Raw genomic sequence first — 16,134 nt, 5'->3', positions numbered from 1 at the left:
AATCCATTCACTGATATACTACCGTAATAACGTACACGTGAGAAGGAGAGATTTCGAGATGAATCCAGTTCGGTATAAGGTCAGGGAATGTACAGATGAAGTGAGAATAGAACAATTTTTGCGGCAGGCGAGGATTGGATTTCTGGGGTTGGCGGACGGGAATCTCCCCTATGTGGTGCCGCTTAACTATGTATGGATGGACGGGAAGCTGTATTTCCACGGAGCGGGGGACGGAAGACGCAATCAGGTGATGAGTGCCAATTCAGAGGTGTGCTTCACGGTATGCGAGGAATACGGAACCATTACCAATCCCGTGCCTGCCAAAACAGATACCGCTTATATGAGCGTGATGATATTCGGACAAGCGGAGCCGATTACAGATCTGGACGAGGCTACCCGGGTCCTTCAGGAAATGATGAATAAATATGTTCCCGGCTATCATAACCGTCCCTTGTCGAAACAGCATGTAGATAAATACCGCTCCGCCGTATACGGCGGGCCCGTTCAAGTCTGCCGGATTACTCCGCAACATGTGACGGCCAAAGAGAATCCGATTGAAGCAGAGAACATGTACAGAGCAGGTGCGAATGCAGGACAGGAAGTATAACGACTGCACTCTGTCATATGGAAGAGACAGGAGCTTGTGCCGGAAAGGGCCCAGGCTTCTTTTTTGTGCCAGTTCCGATGAGGTATGAGTTAAGCAAAGTTGCTGTGAGAATTAATATATCGTATGTTTAAGTGAACGAAGAAGAGAGGATGATGGTAATGCCAGAGGATAACCAAGCGCCCCGTTCAGCTCCGATTACAGAACCCGGCGATTATGTCATTGACCTGACAGGTCCCCGCAGCCACACGCTGGTTACCCGGCCCGGTGTCGGCAGCTTATCTATCGGACCGCCGGGCTTAGGGAATAAGGCTGAGCTTCATGTTGCCCCAGATGCGGTCATCAACTGGCCCGTATTTGAAGCCTTCGCCACCCCGGCGGGCTCACCCTGGCCGCGCTATTTGCGTTATACAGGCGAGGACGCCGGGTTCCTGGAATGGGCACAGCACCGTCCCCTTGAAGAGGCGACCTGGATTCCGGTCCTGGCGGCAGATACGGTAGTAGACGCCAGCCTGTCTATTGTGCACGGCCTGCATATCGAGCTCGGCCCGCAGCCGGGCGGGTTCTTAAGCCTGACGCTTCCGCAGCGCCCGTGCCGCCTGGGCTTGTCCGGCGACCTGTCACGCATCTCGGTTACCGGCACTCTGCCGTCTTCCTTAACCTTGGTGCCGCATACCAGCAGGCGCAAGAGTGATCCCCCCTTCAGTCTGCCAGACCTTGGTAAGCTGCACGGGGCGACGGACTTGACGCTGCATAGCCCGCCGCTGGGTCAGCCTGTCTCACTGGGGAGTCTGGATCGGTTCCCGAACCTTCAATCCCTCAGCCTGTGGGGCAGCTTCTGCGATCTCGGTTCTCTCGCCCGCCATACAGGGCTCACGAATCTGGAGCTGCGCTTCATGCCTGATCTGGTGGAGCTGCCGGGCCTTGATTCGTGGCCGCTGCTTGACCGGTTCATTGCCTACAATGTGGAAGAGGCCGGGGGGAAGCGCCTAAGACAACAGATGAAAGCGCGTGCCAAGGCCCGCCCCTGGGACGACTTCGCATCCGTGAGCAAGCTGCGGAAGCCGGAGTGGTGGATGAACGAATATGGCCGCCCGTTCTCGGCCTGGCCGAAACGATTGGCCAAATTGGCTAACGAAGCCTACGATGAGGCGCAGACAGCTTGGGCGGAGGTCCGCAGTTTTACGGATGCGGAGGAAGTGATTACCAGATTCACCATGCGCTTCAATTCGCTCAAGGGCATTGAGACTACCGAGAGAGAAGACCTCGGCGAAGCCGTTTGGCAGATTAGCCAGTCCGCTCATGGGCTGAGTCAGCCTATAACAGAGGAAATGGCGCAACGCTGGTTCGATGCCGCCCGCCATTATTGATTAAAATGTTTATAAAAATTAAGAATAAATCTTAAAATTTATATCCAATAGTGATACACTAGGAGCAGGATTGATCCAAAACGGTGTGTGACTAGGTCCGCGCTGGCTTGCTATGGCACCTGAGCAGGAGTGCCTGCATCCTTCCTGCAAATCGTAGGGTAGAAGGACGGTAGAATATGAGCAACCAACAAACGAAAACAGATATTATTTTAATTGGTGCCGGAATCATGAGTGCAACACTTGGTTCACTGCTGAAGGAATTAGCTCCTGAATGGAAAATAACTGTGTTTGAGCGTCGTGCGGGTGCCGGGGAGGAAAGCTCCAATGAATGGAACAATGCGGGAACGGGGCATTCTTCCTTATGTGAGCTTAACTACACCACGGAGCAACCCGACGGATCTATTGATATTAGCAAGGCTATTAAGGTGAATGAGGAATATCAGTTCTCCAAGCAGTTCTGGTCCTATCTGGTAAGCCAGAAACGAATACGCAATCCACAGGATTTTATTGTACCTGTACCGCATATGAGCTTTGTAGAAGGGCAGAAGGACGTAACGTTTTTACAAAAAAGATTTGAAGCGCTTTCAAATAGCCCGCTGTTCCAGGGCATGGAATTCTCCGATGATCCAAGGCGGCTGATGGAATGGATTCCGCTGATGATGAAGAACCGGACACTGGACCAGCCGATAGCGGCCACAAGAATCGACTCGGGAACAGATGTTAACTTCGGTGCGCTGACCCGCATGATGTTCGACCACTTGAAGAACAACAACACCGATATCAGATATAATCATCAGGTGGATGACCTGAAGCGCACCAGTGACGGCTCATGGGAGCTTAAGGTGCGTAATCTTACGAGCGGCCAGGCAGAGCGCCATACAGCTAAGTTCGTCTTCATCGGGGGCGGGGGAGGAAGTCTGCATCTGCTGCAGAAATCCGGTATTCCGGAAGGCAAGGCGATCGGCGGATTTCCGGTCAGCGGACTGTTCATGGTATGCAAGAAGCCGGATATTGTAGCGCAGCATCATGCCAAAGTGTACGGTAAAGCAGCGGTGGGCGCGCCTCCGATGTCTGTACCGCATCTGGATACCAGAGTGATTGAGAACCAGGAATCGTTGTTCTTCGGGCCGTTTGCGGGCTTCTCGCCCAAGTTCCTGAAATTCGGTTCGATGTTCGATCTGATTACTTCCGTGAAGCCGGATAATCTCGTCACGATGCTTGCGGCAGGAGCCAAGAACCTGTCATTGACCAAATATCTGATCGGGCAGGTCATGTTGTCCAAAGAGCAGCGCATGGAAGCCTTGCGGGAGTTCGTCCCGAACGCGAACAGCGAGGATTGGGAGCTGGTGGTGGCAGGCCAGCGTGTGCAGATTATTAAGGATACGGCTGCCGGTAAAGGGATGCTTCAATTCGGGACGGAAGTGATCAGCAGTGCCGACGGTTCGATAGCGGCCTTGCTTGGCGCTTCTCCGGGGGCCTCAACCGCGGTCTCCGTCATGCTGGAGGTGATCGGCAAATGCTTCCCGCAGCAGGTTAAGGACTGGGAGCCGAAGATCAAACAGATGATTCCGTCCTATGGCATGTCCCTGTCGGCCAATCCGAAGCTTTTGCACGAAATCCATACTTCAGCAGCGCAAACGCTGGGCCTTATTAACGGGCCAGGGGGGCATGGGCAGCCGATTGCAGTCAATCATATATAGCTAAAGGCCATCCCAAGGGATGGCCTTTATGTTTGTCTGTAACAGCATTCAGGGTTACCGGAGGGAGCTGGCAGCCGCCTTGCTCTTCCTGCTGAACAGGAAGGCGGCAAGAACCAGAGCCGCACCTACAGCAGCAAGACCTACCCAATTCAAATTCAGTACAGAGGTGCGGCTGATGACAAGCCCGCCTAATAAAGATCCCAGCGCAAAGCCGAATTGGATGAACGAGGTGTTTACGCTCAGGGCAATGTCCGGATTCCGGGGTACCAGAGTGACCAGTAAGAGCTGCTGTGCAGGGGAAATGCTCCAGGTTGCTAGCATGAAGATCATCAATACCAGGATAAGCACAAGGATATGGACACCCGCCAGAGTGAATAACAGGAGCGATGCTCCCTGTAGCAGAAGTCCTGCCCAAATGGTGAATTGTGATCCCTTGGTATCTGCCAATTGTCCGCCCACTTTGGACCCCATGAAGCTGCATATTCCCGCCAGGAATAGCACCCCGCTAATTTCGGTAATAGACATCGAGGATGCTGCCTGTAAGTAAGGGGTAATGTAAGTGAAGAGCGTAGAGTAACCCCCGACATAGAATAAGGTGATCGCCAAGGCGGTTACAATTCTTGAATCCTTCAGCACCGCGAGCTGCATCCTGAGGGAGACGGTCTTATCTTCTTGTATGGCAGGAATCTTCCTGGAGATAATCATCAGGGGAAGAAGGCTCAGGATACCGATCACAATAAACAGGACCCTCCATCCAAACCTCTCGCTAAAAAAGGTGCCCGCCGGAACACCCAGCACCAAGGAGCTGCTGAGCCCCATTAGAATAATGCCGATGGCATTGCCCCTTCTTTCCGGCTCGACCAGCCGTGTCGCTACTGCCATGGCTACAACCGTAGCGATACCTCCGCTAGCTCCTTGAATGATCCGTACCGCAAGCAGCAGCTCATAAGACAGGTTAAGGAGCATCAGCCCGTTGCTGGCAATAAACACACAAAGGGCAGTCACCAGCAGCTTCTTGCGGTCCATATGAATGGTTAAGGCAATTAGCACCGGAGCGACAATGGCTGCGGACAGAGCAAATACGGTCACCATCAGCCCTACCTCGGAAGTAGTTACGTTAAGGTCCACCGCCATCATCTCGATGACGCCTGTAATAATGTATTCAATGGTTCCGATTAGAAAAACGGCCAAGGCCATAACATAGATCAATAACTTATTTCTCAATTCAATCGCTCCTCATCACCGTTCTTGTCATCACTCTACGATGCTGCTATGTTTAAGTCAAAGAAACGTTTATGAATATAACGTTCATTTTTTTTGAATGAAGGAGCGGAATGTGATGGAATTGCGCCAACTGAAGACCTTTTATACGCTTGCTTCTACGCTGAACTTCACCAAAGCTGCCGAAGCGCAGAATTATGTCCCCTCCACCGTTACGATGCAGATTAAGGCGTTAGAGGAAGAATTAGGGGTAATGCTGGTGGACCGGTTAGGCAAAAGTGTAACGCTGACCGATGCAGGGAGAACGTTCCTGCGCTATGCAGATAACATATTGTGTATGGTGGAGGAAGCCCAGCATGCCGTCAAGCAATCCGGTGAATTGACAGGAACGATCGTGATAAGTGCCGATGAGACGTTGTGTACGTACCGGCTGCCGGCGGTATTGCACCAGTTTCGCACGATGTACCCGGCAGTCCGGCTGATCTTTCAGCCGCTGGTGAGTGCGAGCCTTAAGCAGAGCCTGCGCGAGGGGGATGTGGATATTATCTTCATGCTGGATGAAGTGAAGGGCGAGGCAGGGTTCTGCGGAGAGAAAATAATAGATGAGCCCTTTTGCATCCTGGCGGCTCCCACGCATCCCTTGGCGGCGCGTGCTGCACTGGCTGTTGAGGATTTTAATGGCGAGACCTTTTTATTGACGGAGCGGGGCTGCTCCTACCGCATGTTTTTTGAGCGGAGCCTGTCGCAGCAGGGCATGGGGGGAATCACCGAACTGGAGTTCCACAGCGCTGAGGCGATTAAACAATGTGCGATGCTGGGAATGGGTATTGCCATCTTGCCTGAAATGGCCGTGAGGGAGGAGTTGAACCGGGGCGAGCTGGTCTTATTGCCCTGGGATCTGACGGCTACTACGTTTGCGACCCAAGTGTTCTGGCATGAAGAGAAATGGCTCTCGCCGGCGATTAAGGCTTTTTTGAAGGTGACCCGGGAGCTGAGCCCCTTGACCTTAGGTCAGACCTAGGGTGTATCGTAGAGATATTCCAAGCCGTATCCCGGGGAGTGATCGCGATGAGAAGTGAAATTACAATTAGTGAACTAGCCAAGCTGATGAATGTGTCGGTTCACCAAATCCGGTATTTTGAAGAAAAAGGGGTGCTTCAGCCTGCTTATACCGGCGAGAATCAGTACAGGATGTATGGCATGGAGCAAGTGTACCAGTTAGCGCATATCCTGCTGCTCCGCAAGCTGGAGGTACCCGTTCAATCCATTCATGAATGCATGAGTTATACGGCAGAGCAGCATGGCAAGCTGCTGGAGGAGTCCTTACAGGGGATCGAGAAGGAACTGCTGCGCCTGGAGGGGCTTCGGCACTTCATCCTTAAGATGCTACAGGAACAACAAAGCTACAGTGCTCAGCCGGATTCCTTCCACATCCAGAAGCTGAAGTCCGCATCTCTGGCACGGATTATGAAGCTGGATTCACATGTGAAGCTTAGTGCGGCGCTACTGGCTGAACAGGCCATAGGGATTCCAGACTTGTTTGAATCGGATATTTATTATGTGGCAGATGAGCCGGGCGCTGTGACCTTATATCTGGAGACGCCTAGCCCAGGCGATGTAACCTTACCGGAAGGGGAGTACCTGACGCTGCAATGTGTGGTTCAAGAAGAGGAGCTGGAAGGGCAAGTCGGACGATTCGCCGAATATGCGGCTATACAATCCATCCCCCTAACCGGACCTCTGGTGGTTATTGAACGATCGTATTTATCCCTGTTCGTTCCAGGCAAGCTGCATTATGAGCTGAGGGCCTGCATAGGGCCGGGTGCACCAGGGGAAGGGAGGTATTCCGTATGAGCACAGCCCCTATAATTACAGCCCCTATAAGTACAGCGCCAATAACCATCGAGTCTATGGACGCCAAGTATAATCGGCCGGTCGGACGGCTGCTGGCTCAAGCGTTTCATGGGAAATTCAGCCGAAGGACTGAACTGGGCGGGGGTGATCTAGCTCCGCATTTTGAAAAGCTGCTCCAATACGTTCCGGCAGAGCCGTTCACTCAAAGGATGGTCGCCCTCCAGGAGGGGGAGGTCATTGGCAGCATTGCGATCAAACGAAAACCCATGCTGAACGCCCTCACCCCAACGCAAAAAATTCCGCTGGCGGAAATAGTCAGTCTGTTCGGCAATTGGCGCATGATCCAGATGTTGATCGGCCTCCACGTACTTGATCATGAACCGGAGGCGGGGGAATGTTATATTGCTGACCTGGCAGTCCATTCAGACCAGCAAGGCAAGGGCATAGGAAGACTCCTGATACAGTGGGCCCGGCATGTTGTCGATACCGATCCGCAACTGGATCGTCTTAGCCTGCACGTGTCGTCCGGCAATCTGCGTGCCAGACAACTCTACGAGAAGCTGTCTTTCCATACGAGCTCCCGGGAGAAGCGCTTTATCTTGTTTGTATTGTGCAATCAATGGGAATGGGAATATATGGTTCAGGAGAAGGGGGGAGCCGGAAGATCATGCTGAAGAAGAAAGTTTGGCTCTGTGTGATGATTATGATATTGATTATTGGCGGTACAGGCCTCTATATTGTGCAGCAAAACCGCTTCGACATGGTAGAGCAGGCCATCGAGATCGAGTCGCCGGAAGGGAAGCTGACAGGTACGTTGGCGCTGCCGGAGGACTCTTCCGGCAAGCTGGGATTAGTCCTCTTCATTCATGGGGATGGAGCGATTAATGCAACATATGATGATGGATATAAACCGTTATGGGAGCGGTTAGCCAGCCTTGGTTATGCCTCCCTGTCCCTGAATAAAAGAGGGATTGGCGGCTCGGAGGGCAACTGGCTGGAACAGAGCATGGAGGATCGGGTCGAAGAGGCGCGTGAGGCCATAGCATGGGCCCGCAAGCATCCAAGGATTGATCCGGACCGGATCGGGGTGTGGGGCGCCAGCCAGGCAGGTTGGGTGATTCCCAAGCTGGCCGGGGAAGAGCCGCTCGCCTTCAGTATTCTGGTGTCCCCCGCCGTCAACTGGCTGCGGCAAGGAGCTTATCATACCCGGCAGCAGATGCTGAAGGAAGGGAGATCAGAAGCGGACATAGAAGCTGAAATAGCTGCTAACAACGAAGTTAGACAACTTCTCTCAAAGAAGGCGAGTTATGAAGATTATCTTGGAGCGGTGCGGGACGGCAGTCCGATGACGAAGGAGCGATGGACATTCGTGAGCAAAAACTTCCTGTCGGATGCCGGGCAGGATCTTAAGCAGTTGCATTCACCTGTACTTCTGATGCTGGGCCAGGAGGATATCCATGTAGACTGGAAGGAGACAGAGCTTGTATACCGCAATACAGTGAAGCCGGAGCTGCTGACGGTTGCGCTCTTCCCTGACGCAGAGCATTCGATGCTGAGCAAGAAGACGGCTGATTCCGGCTTCAGGGCGCTCATGATCAGCCTCTTCTTCCCGCGTCAGATTACAGTTCCCGGATATATGGATCAGATTGAGCAATTCCTTAAGAAGCTGGATGAACCCCGGGCACTCCAAGAGTAGGTTGCTGCCTTCTGTCACCACTCCTGCTCTGGAAGTTGTGGCAACAATGGTCTATCATATAGGCAAAAGATTAATCCCCTAAGGAGACCAGATGGAGAATTCAATTCATATTCTTGTTGCTGAGGATGACGGCGATATCAGCCGCCTGCTGTGCAGCATTATCAGAAAGAGCGGATATCTGCCACAGCCTGCCTTCTCCGGAACAGAGGCACTGCTCTATCTGGAGAAGCAGCCATGGAGCATGGTCCTGCTTGATTTGATGCTGCCGGGAATGACGGGCGAGGAGCTGCTGGAGCGGATTCGCCTGCGGGGCAGCGTGCCGGTCATTATCATCTCTGCGAAGGGTGAGCAGCAGACTAAGGTATCCGCGCTGCGCGGAGGTGCGGATGACTTCATTACGAAGCCATTCGATATTGAAGAGGTGTCCGCGCGGATTGATTCGCTTCTGCGCCGGTTCGCGCAGATTACACCGCCTGCTGCATCTGTACCCCACATCCTTCAGCATAAGGGGCTTGTGCTGGACTGCGACTCCCAAGTGGTGACGGCCGAAGGGACGGAGGCCGTACTGACCGCACGGGAGTATGAAATTCTCAAATTGCTGCTGTCGGAGGCGCGGAAGGTATTCACCAAAGCCAATCTGTACGAAAGCGTATGGGAGGAGCCTTATTACGGTGACGATAATACGGTGAACGTCCATATGAGCAATTTGCGGAGCAAGCTGGCGAAGGCGGCGCCCGGCAGCGAATTTATTGAGACGGTATGGGGCATAGGCTATCGGCTGAAGGCTTAAGACATTCTTAAGGATTGGCTTTAGCCCTTCTTAAGTTCTCGATTCTATACTTGGTCTATCATATAAGGGAGGCCAAGACAGCAATGAGTGAATATGTACTGCAAACCAATCAATTGTCCAAGAGATTCAAAGGCAGCGTTGCGCTGGATAAAGTGAATTTATCTATCCGTAAAGGCTCGATCTATGGCTTTATTGGACAGAATGGAGCCGGGAAATCGACGCTGATGCGTATTGTGACCGGACTCGCTTTTCCATCGGATGGAACGATAGAGTTATTCGGTGCCAGTGCGGAACGGGAGTTGACCCAGGCCCGCAAGCGGATGGGGCTGATTATTGAGGGGCCCTCACTGTTCCCGCACATGACGGCCAGCGAGAATCTGGAGGTGAACCGTCTTCTCCGGGGCATTCCCGGCAGAGACTGCGTCAGCAGAATGCTGGAGCTTGTCGGACTGCAGGGAACAGGCCGGAAGAAGGTGAAGAATTTCTCGCTGGGGATGAAGCAGCGGCTGGGCCTTGCAATTGCCATGCTAAGCGACCCTGAATTTCTGATCCTGGACGAGCCGACCAATGGGCTTGATCCGATGAGTGTCATCGAGATGCGTGAATTGCTTAAGCGGCTCAATCAGGAACGGGGACTTACGATTCTGATCTCCAGCCACATTCTGAGTGAGCTGCACCTGCTGGCGAGCCATTATGGCATCATCCATCACGGCAAGCTGCTGGAGCAGCTTACCGCTCAGGAATTGCACGACAAATGCCAGCACTATGTGCATATCAAGGCTGATCATCCCGACAGGGCAGCCATGGTTATTCAGAGCGTGCTGGGTACAAGCGACTTCGAGGTCATGCCGGATGGAGTCATTAAGCTGTACGGGTACAGGGAACAGCCCGGCAAGGTGTCTTCGGCGCTATTCTCCGCAGGCCTTACCATCGAGGAGTTCATGCCGATGGGCGAAGACCTGGAGAGTTATTACATGAAGCGGATCGGAGGCGGGGGAGATGTATAATCTGATCAGAGCCGAGCTGTTCAAGCTGCGCAAGGACAGATCCTTCCGGGTGCTGCTGCTCATAACCGCCGTGTTGTCCCTGGCCTATCCGCTGCTCTACTATATGGACAATAAGTCCGGCGGTAAACCGCAGTTCACAGGGGCTGAATTCCTGGTTAAATTTATGTTCAGCAATGGTTATGTCATCAAATTCAGTATAGCCGCACTAGCCGGATTCTTCATTGCCAGCGAATATACAACAGGGGCCATGAAGATAATTGCCTCGTCAGGCAACGACAGAGGGCGGCTGTATGCAGCCAAGCTGGTCGGATTCTCTGCCGGAGTCATGTTGATCTCGCTCATATTTCCGCTATTGAGTATGGCTGAGGTCTCCATACTATCCGGGTTCGGCCAGTTGCCGGAGGGAGTAGACCCCTTCTTCATCCCGCGTGTTCTCGGATTAACCCTGCTGTACACGGCAGGCTACGCAGCGATTGGGGTGTTGTTCACGGCCGTGTTCACCGAGAGCGGCAAGACGATCAGCTTCCTGATGATCTTCTTCCTGATGATTGATATGGTCTTGGGAGGCCTGGGTGAATACATCCCGTTCCTCACTACGGTGTACAATTATTCGGTGTTCAAGCTGCTGGGTGATATCGGTAAGATCCAGCTGGATAGCGGTGAGCTGCCGGTGCTCCTGCTCGTGCCCTTGCTGACCATTGGGGTAGCCGGGCTGCTGGGGATTCTCGTGTACCGCAAGAAGGAAATTAAATAAATGAAGAGGGGGCGGAGAGTCTTGTCCATCATAACGTTCATATCCGTTACAACTGCGGCTCTCCTGCTGGCCCATCTCATGGGATTGAGGCGGGAGCTGCGGCGGATGACAGAGCAGCTTCGTCAGTATAATGAACGGGCCACCGGCAAGAAGCTGGAGGTAACCCTGTTTGACCGGAGACTGGAAGCGCTGGCAGGTCAGATTAACCGCCAGTCTAACCTGATCGTTGAAGCGGAGGCTAACCGGAGACGGACGGAGAACGAGCTGCGGCAGGCCATTGCCAACATCTCCCACGACATCCGCACGCCGCTAACCTCCATCCTTGGCTACATTCAATTGCTGGAAGTGGAGCCCATTACGTCTGAGGAGAAGCTCGAGTATCTCGAAATTGTCAAAAATCGGACAAAGCGGCTCCAAGCGCTGTTGAACGATTTTTTTGAGCTGTCCTTAATCGAATCTTCGGATTATCAGCTGAAGACCGAGCGGATTGCCATGACGGTGCTGCTGTCTGACACGCTTGTCGGCTTCTACGATCAGTTCAACGAGCGGGGCATTACACCGGATATCCGGCTTCCTGGAGAAGCGGTGGCTGTATATGCCGATGAATCCGCCGTGCGGAGGGTTGTGGAGAACCTGCTTATCAATACCGTCAAGCACGCGAGCGGTCCTGTGACCATCTGCTTCGGGCAGCAGGGGACCCTGGCAGAGCTGAGTATAGTGAATGAAGCGAAGGAATTATCCGCAAGCGATGTGAGGCTGCTATTCGACCGCTTCTATACCGTAGACCGCACCCGTTCCGGGCAAGGCTCGGGGCTTGGTCTGTCTATCGCCAAGAGTCTCATGAACAAGATGAACGGCACATTGACTGCAGAGCTGCACGGCGGCAACTTAACCATGGTCTGCCGCTGGCCGCTGGGGCCACAGGGCGAACCGCATTCCCATTACCGGTGAGGATATTTATTCACGATTTCCAGCAAGTAATCCCGGAATTCTTCCAGGTAGGGTGCCGGCTCTATGATCTCCAGATCGGTCCCGAAGCCTGCCAGGAATTGATAGCCAATGCTGTTCTGTGGCACATGGATAGTTGCCAGAAGAAGTTCAGCATTATAGGATTCGATGCTCTTCCGGCCATACCGTTCAATGAATTGGTCTTGTATTCCCCGCTTAATCAGCACCTTGACTTCCGTTAGCTCCGGCTGAATACGCCCTTCCCGTTCTTGTTCTTGCCCCGCCGGTCCAGCTCTGGGGCTGAACGTCTGCTCACTCCTGACAAGATGCTCCATCCTGGATAATTTGAAACTTCTGGTGTCCATACGCTGTAAGCAGAAGCCTTTCAGATACCAGCTCGTTTCGCTAAAATGCAGCTGATCAGGCTCGACCGTCCGGGTCGTCGCCATCCCATTCTTATCGGTATAGTCGAACGAAACCATCGTTCGCTTCAAGATAGCCTCCTGGCAGAGCTTCAAGGTATGGCTAAGCTCAGGCCGCCCCTCCCAGTTGTAGAAGGAAATCTGAATAGACCCCTTCGGAGCCAATGGACTGACCATGGCTTCTATTTTCCTAATCGTCATTTCAACATCTTCACTAAGCGTAATCTGTTCCAATCCGCCAAGTGCAATTAATATATTCTCTAAGTCGGAGCTGCTGAGGAGACGTTTATCCACCTTGTATTGTTCCATAATCCCGTAGCCGCCATGAACTCCGTGGAGCGAATAGATCGGGATGTTGGATAGGCTTAACGTTTCCATATCGCGCAGAATCGTTCTTTTGGACACGTTAAATAATGCAGCGAATTCATTGCTGGGAACGATATCTTTCTTCAGCAAAATCATAATGATAGAGATGAGCCGTTCAACCTTGTCCATTCGGGTGTCCTCTTTTTCTGCATGGGTTAGAACGGTGACATATAGCCGTCACCTATCGTGTATTATACTACATTTATATTAAGAAGGAGGTTATGTTCAATGTCAGCTATTGCCTATATTAACTTTGATGGAATTGCCGGACAAGCGATTGAATTCTATGCGGAGGCTCTCCATGCGACTACAGTGAAAAAGGTGAAATTCGGAGATATCCCGCAAGATCCGAGCTATCCTCTGCCGGAAAATGAGCTGAATATGATCATGGAAGCTTCGATAGAATTCGCAGGCGGTAGAATCATGCTGTCGGACGTATTGCCTTCCATGAAGCCGGTAACAGGTGAACTGGTGCAGGGGAATAATATGCTGATCAGTCTGGTCATGGAGGATAAGCAGCAACTGGAAGAGTACTATAATCAGTTATCTCTTGGCGGACATGTCATCATGCCGTTATCCGTCACCCCCTGGTCATCGTGCTTTGGGATGCTGGCCGATAAATTTGGAGTGTGCTGGAAATTCAATAGCGACGCCGATCTGTTTCTTGAACAAGTGCTGGCCGCCAAGGAAAATATTTAGGAGGGAGAGCCGTTGACTTTGTGAAAACCTCATGATACATTGTGTATACACGGAATACACAATTTGTTGAGGAGGGTTGTTATGCTGGCTTTAGAACTAAAGAATTTAAATAAAAAGTATCCTCATTTTGAGATCAAAGATGTATCCTTTCAATTGGAGCAAGGTTATATTATGGGCTTCATCGGGGTTAACGGTGCGGGCAAAACGACCACGATCAAGTCGATCCTGAACATGATTCAGGCTGATAGCGGTGAGGTCAGCATACTCGGGAAGAATATGGCTGAACATGAAATCGAATTGAAACAGGAAATCGGCTGCGCCTTCGGCGATATTGATTTCTATACACGCAGCAAGCTTAAGACGCTGACGGATATTACTAAGCGGTTCTATAAGAATTGGAATGATGACACGTACTACAGCTATCTGCGCCGGTTCAAATTGGATGAAAACAAAAAAATAGCGGAGCTGTCCACCGGGATGAAAGTAAAATACAGCTTGACCCTTGCCTTATCGCATGGGGCCAAGCTGCTGATCCTGGATGAACCGACCAGCGGACTTGATCCCGTATCCAGAGACGATCTGCTGGATATCTTCCAGGAGCTTATCGTCGGCGGCGAGATCAGCATTCTGTTCTCCACTCATATTACATCCGATCTGGAACGCTGTGCGGACTATATCACCTTCATCGAACAAGGCCAGATCGTCGCTAGTTCCGAGAAGAACGAGTTCAAGGAATCGTATCGTTTACTCAGCGGCAGCGAGGCTGAACTCAGCGAAGTGAAGGAGCACTTGATCTCCTACAAGATCAACTCGTTCGGCTTTACCGGATTGATTCATGCCAAAGACATTCATCCATCCTCCACACTCCGGGCAACCACGCCGAGCCTTGATGACATCATGATCTACTTCGCGAAAAAGGAGGGTGTACATGTATAATCTGGTGATGAAGGATTTGAAGTTAGGCGTAAATCCCTGGTTCTTCGCATTACCCTTAATTCTAGGCGGCTTAATGCTTATTCCCGGCTGGCTCTATTTTCTGGTTCCGCTGTACTTCTGCTTCATAACAGTCCCGAACATGTTTGGCGGATTTAAAAGCCAGAACGATCTGATGTTCAGTACGATGATGCCTGTAACCAAAACAGACATCGTGAAATCCAGGGTTGCTGTGATTGTTATTCTTGAGCTCATGCATCTTGTCGTTGCGATGATCTTCAGTATATTTACGTTTCTTTTGTATCCTCACCTGACGTATATCTTCTTTGCGCCGCATATGGGTTTTTGGGGATTATGCTTCATCATGCTTGCCCTCTTCAACCTTATATTTATCTCCATGTACTACCGGACGGCGTATAAGTATGGTGCGGCAACTACCGCATCGACTGCGGCAGCGATACTGTTTGCCGGAGCGGCTCAATGGGCCGGCATCCAATATCCCTGGATGAATGACATTTTCTACGGCTCCGGCTTAGATAACACGGCACTCCAGCTATCCATTCTGATCGCAGGCATTCTCATTTTCGTCGCCTTGACTCTGATAGCTTACCGGATTGCGGTGAAGCGATTCCTCAAAGTGGAAATATTATGAACGTAACGATTTCCAGCACCTCCGAGAAACCGATCTATCAGCAGCTGTACGAACAGATCAGCGCCCAGATTCTCAAAGGCGAGCTGGAGAGCGGTTATTGCTTGCCGCCCATCCGGCAGGCTGCCCTGGAGCTTCATGTCAGTGTCATTACCGTTAAGAAGGCCTGGGAAGAGCTGGAGCGGAGCGGTCTGATCCATACGGTGACCGGTAAAGGCTGTTTCGTTGCCGAATTCACGCCGGATGAGATGCTGCGGATACGCAACGAAATGATCCTGAAGCAAATGGTGACCGACACCTCGTATTACAAGTCCTTCGGGCTTACTTTGGATGAAGTGGTTGAACTGCTGAAGCAGATTTATTAACATACTGGCACAGCGAAAGGCCTTTTACGATCTCTCCGGAGAGGGTAGAAGGCCTTTTTGCTCGCTTTCGATTTTGTAGCCAATCCCCCACACCGTCTTGATGATCTGCGGTTCGCGCGGATTAGTCTCTATCTTCTCCCGGAGCTTACGGATATGGACCATGACGCTATTCTTCGACTCCATGAAGGGCTCGTTCCACACCTCTTCATAGATGCGGTTCATGCTCAGCACCATCCCCCGGTTGACGGCCAGCATGTGAAGGAGTGCGAACTCGCGGGGAGTCAGCTTGATCTCCTGCTGATCGACCGTTACCGTATGGGAGGCAATATTAATAACGACGTTGTCGATATGTATCTCATTCGCGTTTGCCGGACCGGAATTGAACTGCTTCAGCCTGCGAAGCTGGGACTTGATACGTGCGATCAGTTCAAGCGGGTTGAACGGTTTGGTTACGTAATCGTCGGCGCCGATGCTGAGGCCGGATATTTTATCAATATCCTGGCCCTTTGCCGAGAGCATGATAATGGGAATAGGATTCGTTTCCCGTATTTTGATACAAGCCTGTAATCCGTCCATCTCGGGCATCATCAGGTCAAGTACAATCAGATCCACTTGCCTGGACTGCAGAATCTCCAGTGCCTCCAGGCCATTCGATGCCTGCAGGAGCCTGTACCCTTCGTTATTGAGATAAATACTCATCAGCTGGATAATTTCCGCTTCGTCATCCACCATCAAAATTGTGCTTTCCACCGTAAA

The 16,134-nt window shown here is 51.8% G+C and carries 18 protein-coding genes; 15 read left to right on the top strand and 3 right to left on the bottom strand.

The window, feature by feature from the left end:
• The first annotated feature begins 58 nt into the window (after positions 1 to 58).
• The 3 genes from HQN87_RS14430 to HQN87_RS14420 all read left to right on the top strand — a co-directional run bounded on the left by HQN87_RS14430 (position 59) and on the right by HQN87_RS14420 (position 3,674).
• Positions 59 to 607, top strand: a complete 549-nt coding sequence (locus HQN87_RS14430; RefSeq protein WP_173134318.1) for a pyridoxamine 5'-phosphate oxidase family protein — start codon at positions 59 to 61, stop codon at positions 605 to 607.
• A gap of 158 nt (positions 608 to 765) precedes the next feature.
• Positions 766 to 1,974, top strand: a complete 1,209-nt coding sequence (locus HQN87_RS14425; protein WP_173134316.1) for a hypothetical protein — start codon at positions 766 to 768, stop codon at positions 1,972 to 1,974.
• A 176-nt stretch (positions 1,975 to 2,150) separates the two neighbouring features.
• Entirely contained in the window at positions 2,151 to 3,674 is a 1,524-nt protein-coding gene (locus HQN87_RS14420; RefSeq protein ID WP_173134313.1) for a malate:quinone oxidoreductase, read from the top strand.
• Positions 3,675 to 3,728: 54 nt separating this feature from the next.
• Here the strand turns inward: HQN87_RS14420 and HQN87_RS14415 are convergent, their stop codons facing one another.
• Positions 3,729 to 4,898, bottom strand: a complete 1,170-nt coding sequence (locus tag HQN87_RS14415; RefSeq protein WP_173134311.1) for an MFS transporter — start codon at positions 4,896 to 4,898, stop codon at positions 3,729 to 3,731.
• A gap of 115 nt (positions 4,899 to 5,013) precedes the next feature.
• Between HQN87_RS14415 and HQN87_RS14410 the strand changes: the two genes are divergently transcribed.
• The 8 genes from HQN87_RS14410 to HQN87_RS14375 all read left to right on the top strand — a co-directional run bounded on the left by HQN87_RS14410 (position 5,014) and on the right by HQN87_RS14375 (position 11,947).
• Entirely contained in the window at positions 5,014 to 5,916 is a 903-nt protein-coding gene (locus tag HQN87_RS14410; protein WP_173134309.1) for a LysR family transcriptional regulator, read from the top strand.
• 47 nt (positions 5,917 to 5,963) lie between these two features.
• On the top strand, positions 5,964 to 6,749 hold the full coding sequence (locus HQN87_RS14405) for a MerR family transcriptional regulator (RefSeq protein WP_173134307.1): 786 nt from the start codon (positions 5,964 to 5,966) through the stop codon (positions 6,747 to 6,749).
• On the top strand, positions 6,746 to 7,423 hold the full coding sequence (locus HQN87_RS14400) for a GNAT family N-acetyltransferase (RefSeq protein ID WP_173134305.1): 678 nt from the start codon (positions 6,746 to 6,748) through the stop codon (positions 7,421 to 7,423). The genes HQN87_RS14405 and HQN87_RS14400 overlap by 4 nt, the downstream gene beginning before the upstream one ends.
• Positions 7,420 to 8,445, top strand: coding sequence for an alpha/beta hydrolase family protein (locus HQN87_RS14395; RefSeq protein ID WP_173134794.1), 1,026 nt, complete (start codon positions 7,420 to 7,422; stop codon positions 8,443 to 8,445). The genes HQN87_RS14400 and HQN87_RS14395 overlap by 4 nt, the downstream gene beginning before the upstream one ends.
• Positions 8,446 to 8,536: 91 nt before the next feature.
• On the top strand, positions 8,537 to 9,235 hold the full coding sequence (locus HQN87_RS14390) for a response regulator transcription factor (protein ID WP_173134303.1): 699 nt from the start codon (positions 8,537 to 8,539) through the stop codon (positions 9,233 to 9,235).
• 83 nt (positions 9,236 to 9,318) lie between these two features.
• Positions 9,319 to 10,242: an ABC transporter ATP-binding protein gene (locus HQN87_RS14385; protein WP_173134300.1), complete on the top strand. Its 924-nt coding sequence runs from the start codon at positions 9,319 to 9,321 to the stop codon at positions 10,240 to 10,242.
• Positions 10,235 to 10,996, top strand: a complete 762-nt coding sequence (locus HQN87_RS14380; protein ID WP_173134298.1) for an ABC transporter permease — start codon at positions 10,235 to 10,237, stop codon at positions 10,994 to 10,996. Before HQN87_RS14385 ends, HQN87_RS14380 begins: the two co-directional genes overlap by 8 nt.
• 21 nt (positions 10,997 to 11,017) lie before the next feature.
• Positions 11,018 to 11,947: a sensor histidine kinase gene (locus HQN87_RS14375; protein WP_173134296.1), complete on the top strand. Its 930-nt coding sequence runs from the start codon at positions 11,018 to 11,020 to the stop codon at positions 11,945 to 11,947.
• Here the strand turns inward: HQN87_RS14375 and HQN87_RS14370 are convergent.
• Complete coding sequence (locus tag HQN87_RS14370) at positions 11,938 to 12,861, bottom strand: helix-turn-helix transcriptional regulator (protein ID WP_173134294.1); 924 nt, start codon at positions 12,859 to 12,861, stop codon at positions 11,938 to 11,940. The genes HQN87_RS14375 and HQN87_RS14370 overlap by 10 nt on opposite strands.
• 99 nt (positions 12,862 to 12,960) lie before the next feature.
• On the opposite strand from HQN87_RS14370, the gene HQN87_RS14365 reads away from it, so the two are divergent.
• The 4 genes from HQN87_RS14365 (at position 12,961) to HQN87_RS14350 (ending at position 15,378) form a co-directional block, all read left to right on the top strand.
• Positions 12,961 to 13,431: a VOC family protein gene (locus tag HQN87_RS14365; protein WP_173134292.1), complete on the top strand. Its 471-nt coding sequence runs from the start codon at positions 12,961 to 12,963 to the stop codon at positions 13,429 to 13,431.
• Between the two features lie 81 nt (positions 13,432 to 13,512).
• Positions 13,513 to 14,367: an ABC transporter ATP-binding protein gene (locus tag HQN87_RS14360; RefSeq protein ID WP_173134289.1), complete on the top strand. Its 855-nt coding sequence runs from the start codon at positions 13,513 to 13,515 to the stop codon at positions 14,365 to 14,367.
• Entirely contained in the window at positions 14,360 to 15,016 is a 657-nt protein-coding gene (locus HQN87_RS14355) for an ABC-2 transporter permease (RefSeq protein WP_173134286.1), read from the top strand. Before HQN87_RS14360 ends, HQN87_RS14355 begins: the two co-directional genes overlap by 8 nt.
• On the top strand, positions 15,013 to 15,378 hold the full coding sequence (locus tag HQN87_RS14350) for a GntR family transcriptional regulator (RefSeq protein ID WP_173134283.1): 366 nt from the start codon (positions 15,013 to 15,015) through the stop codon (positions 15,376 to 15,378). The genes HQN87_RS14355 and HQN87_RS14350 overlap by 4 nt, the downstream gene beginning before the upstream one ends.
• A gap of 24 nt (positions 15,379 to 15,402) precedes the next feature.
• Here the strand turns inward: HQN87_RS14350 and HQN87_RS14345 are convergent, their stop codons facing one another.
• On the bottom strand, positions 15,403 to 16,110 hold the full coding sequence (locus HQN87_RS14345) for a response regulator transcription factor (RefSeq protein ID WP_173134791.1): 708 nt from the start codon (positions 16,108 to 16,110) through the stop codon (positions 15,403 to 15,405).
• Positions 16,111 to 16,134 lie beyond the last annotated feature (24 nt).

Source organism: Paenibacillus tritici (assembly GCF_013204885.1).
Taxonomy (GTDB): Bacteria; Bacillota; Bacilli; order Paenibacillales; family Paenibacillaceae; genus Paenibacillus_AQ; species Paenibacillus_AQ tritici.
This window is presented reverse-complemented; position numbering and strand designations above follow the sequence as displayed.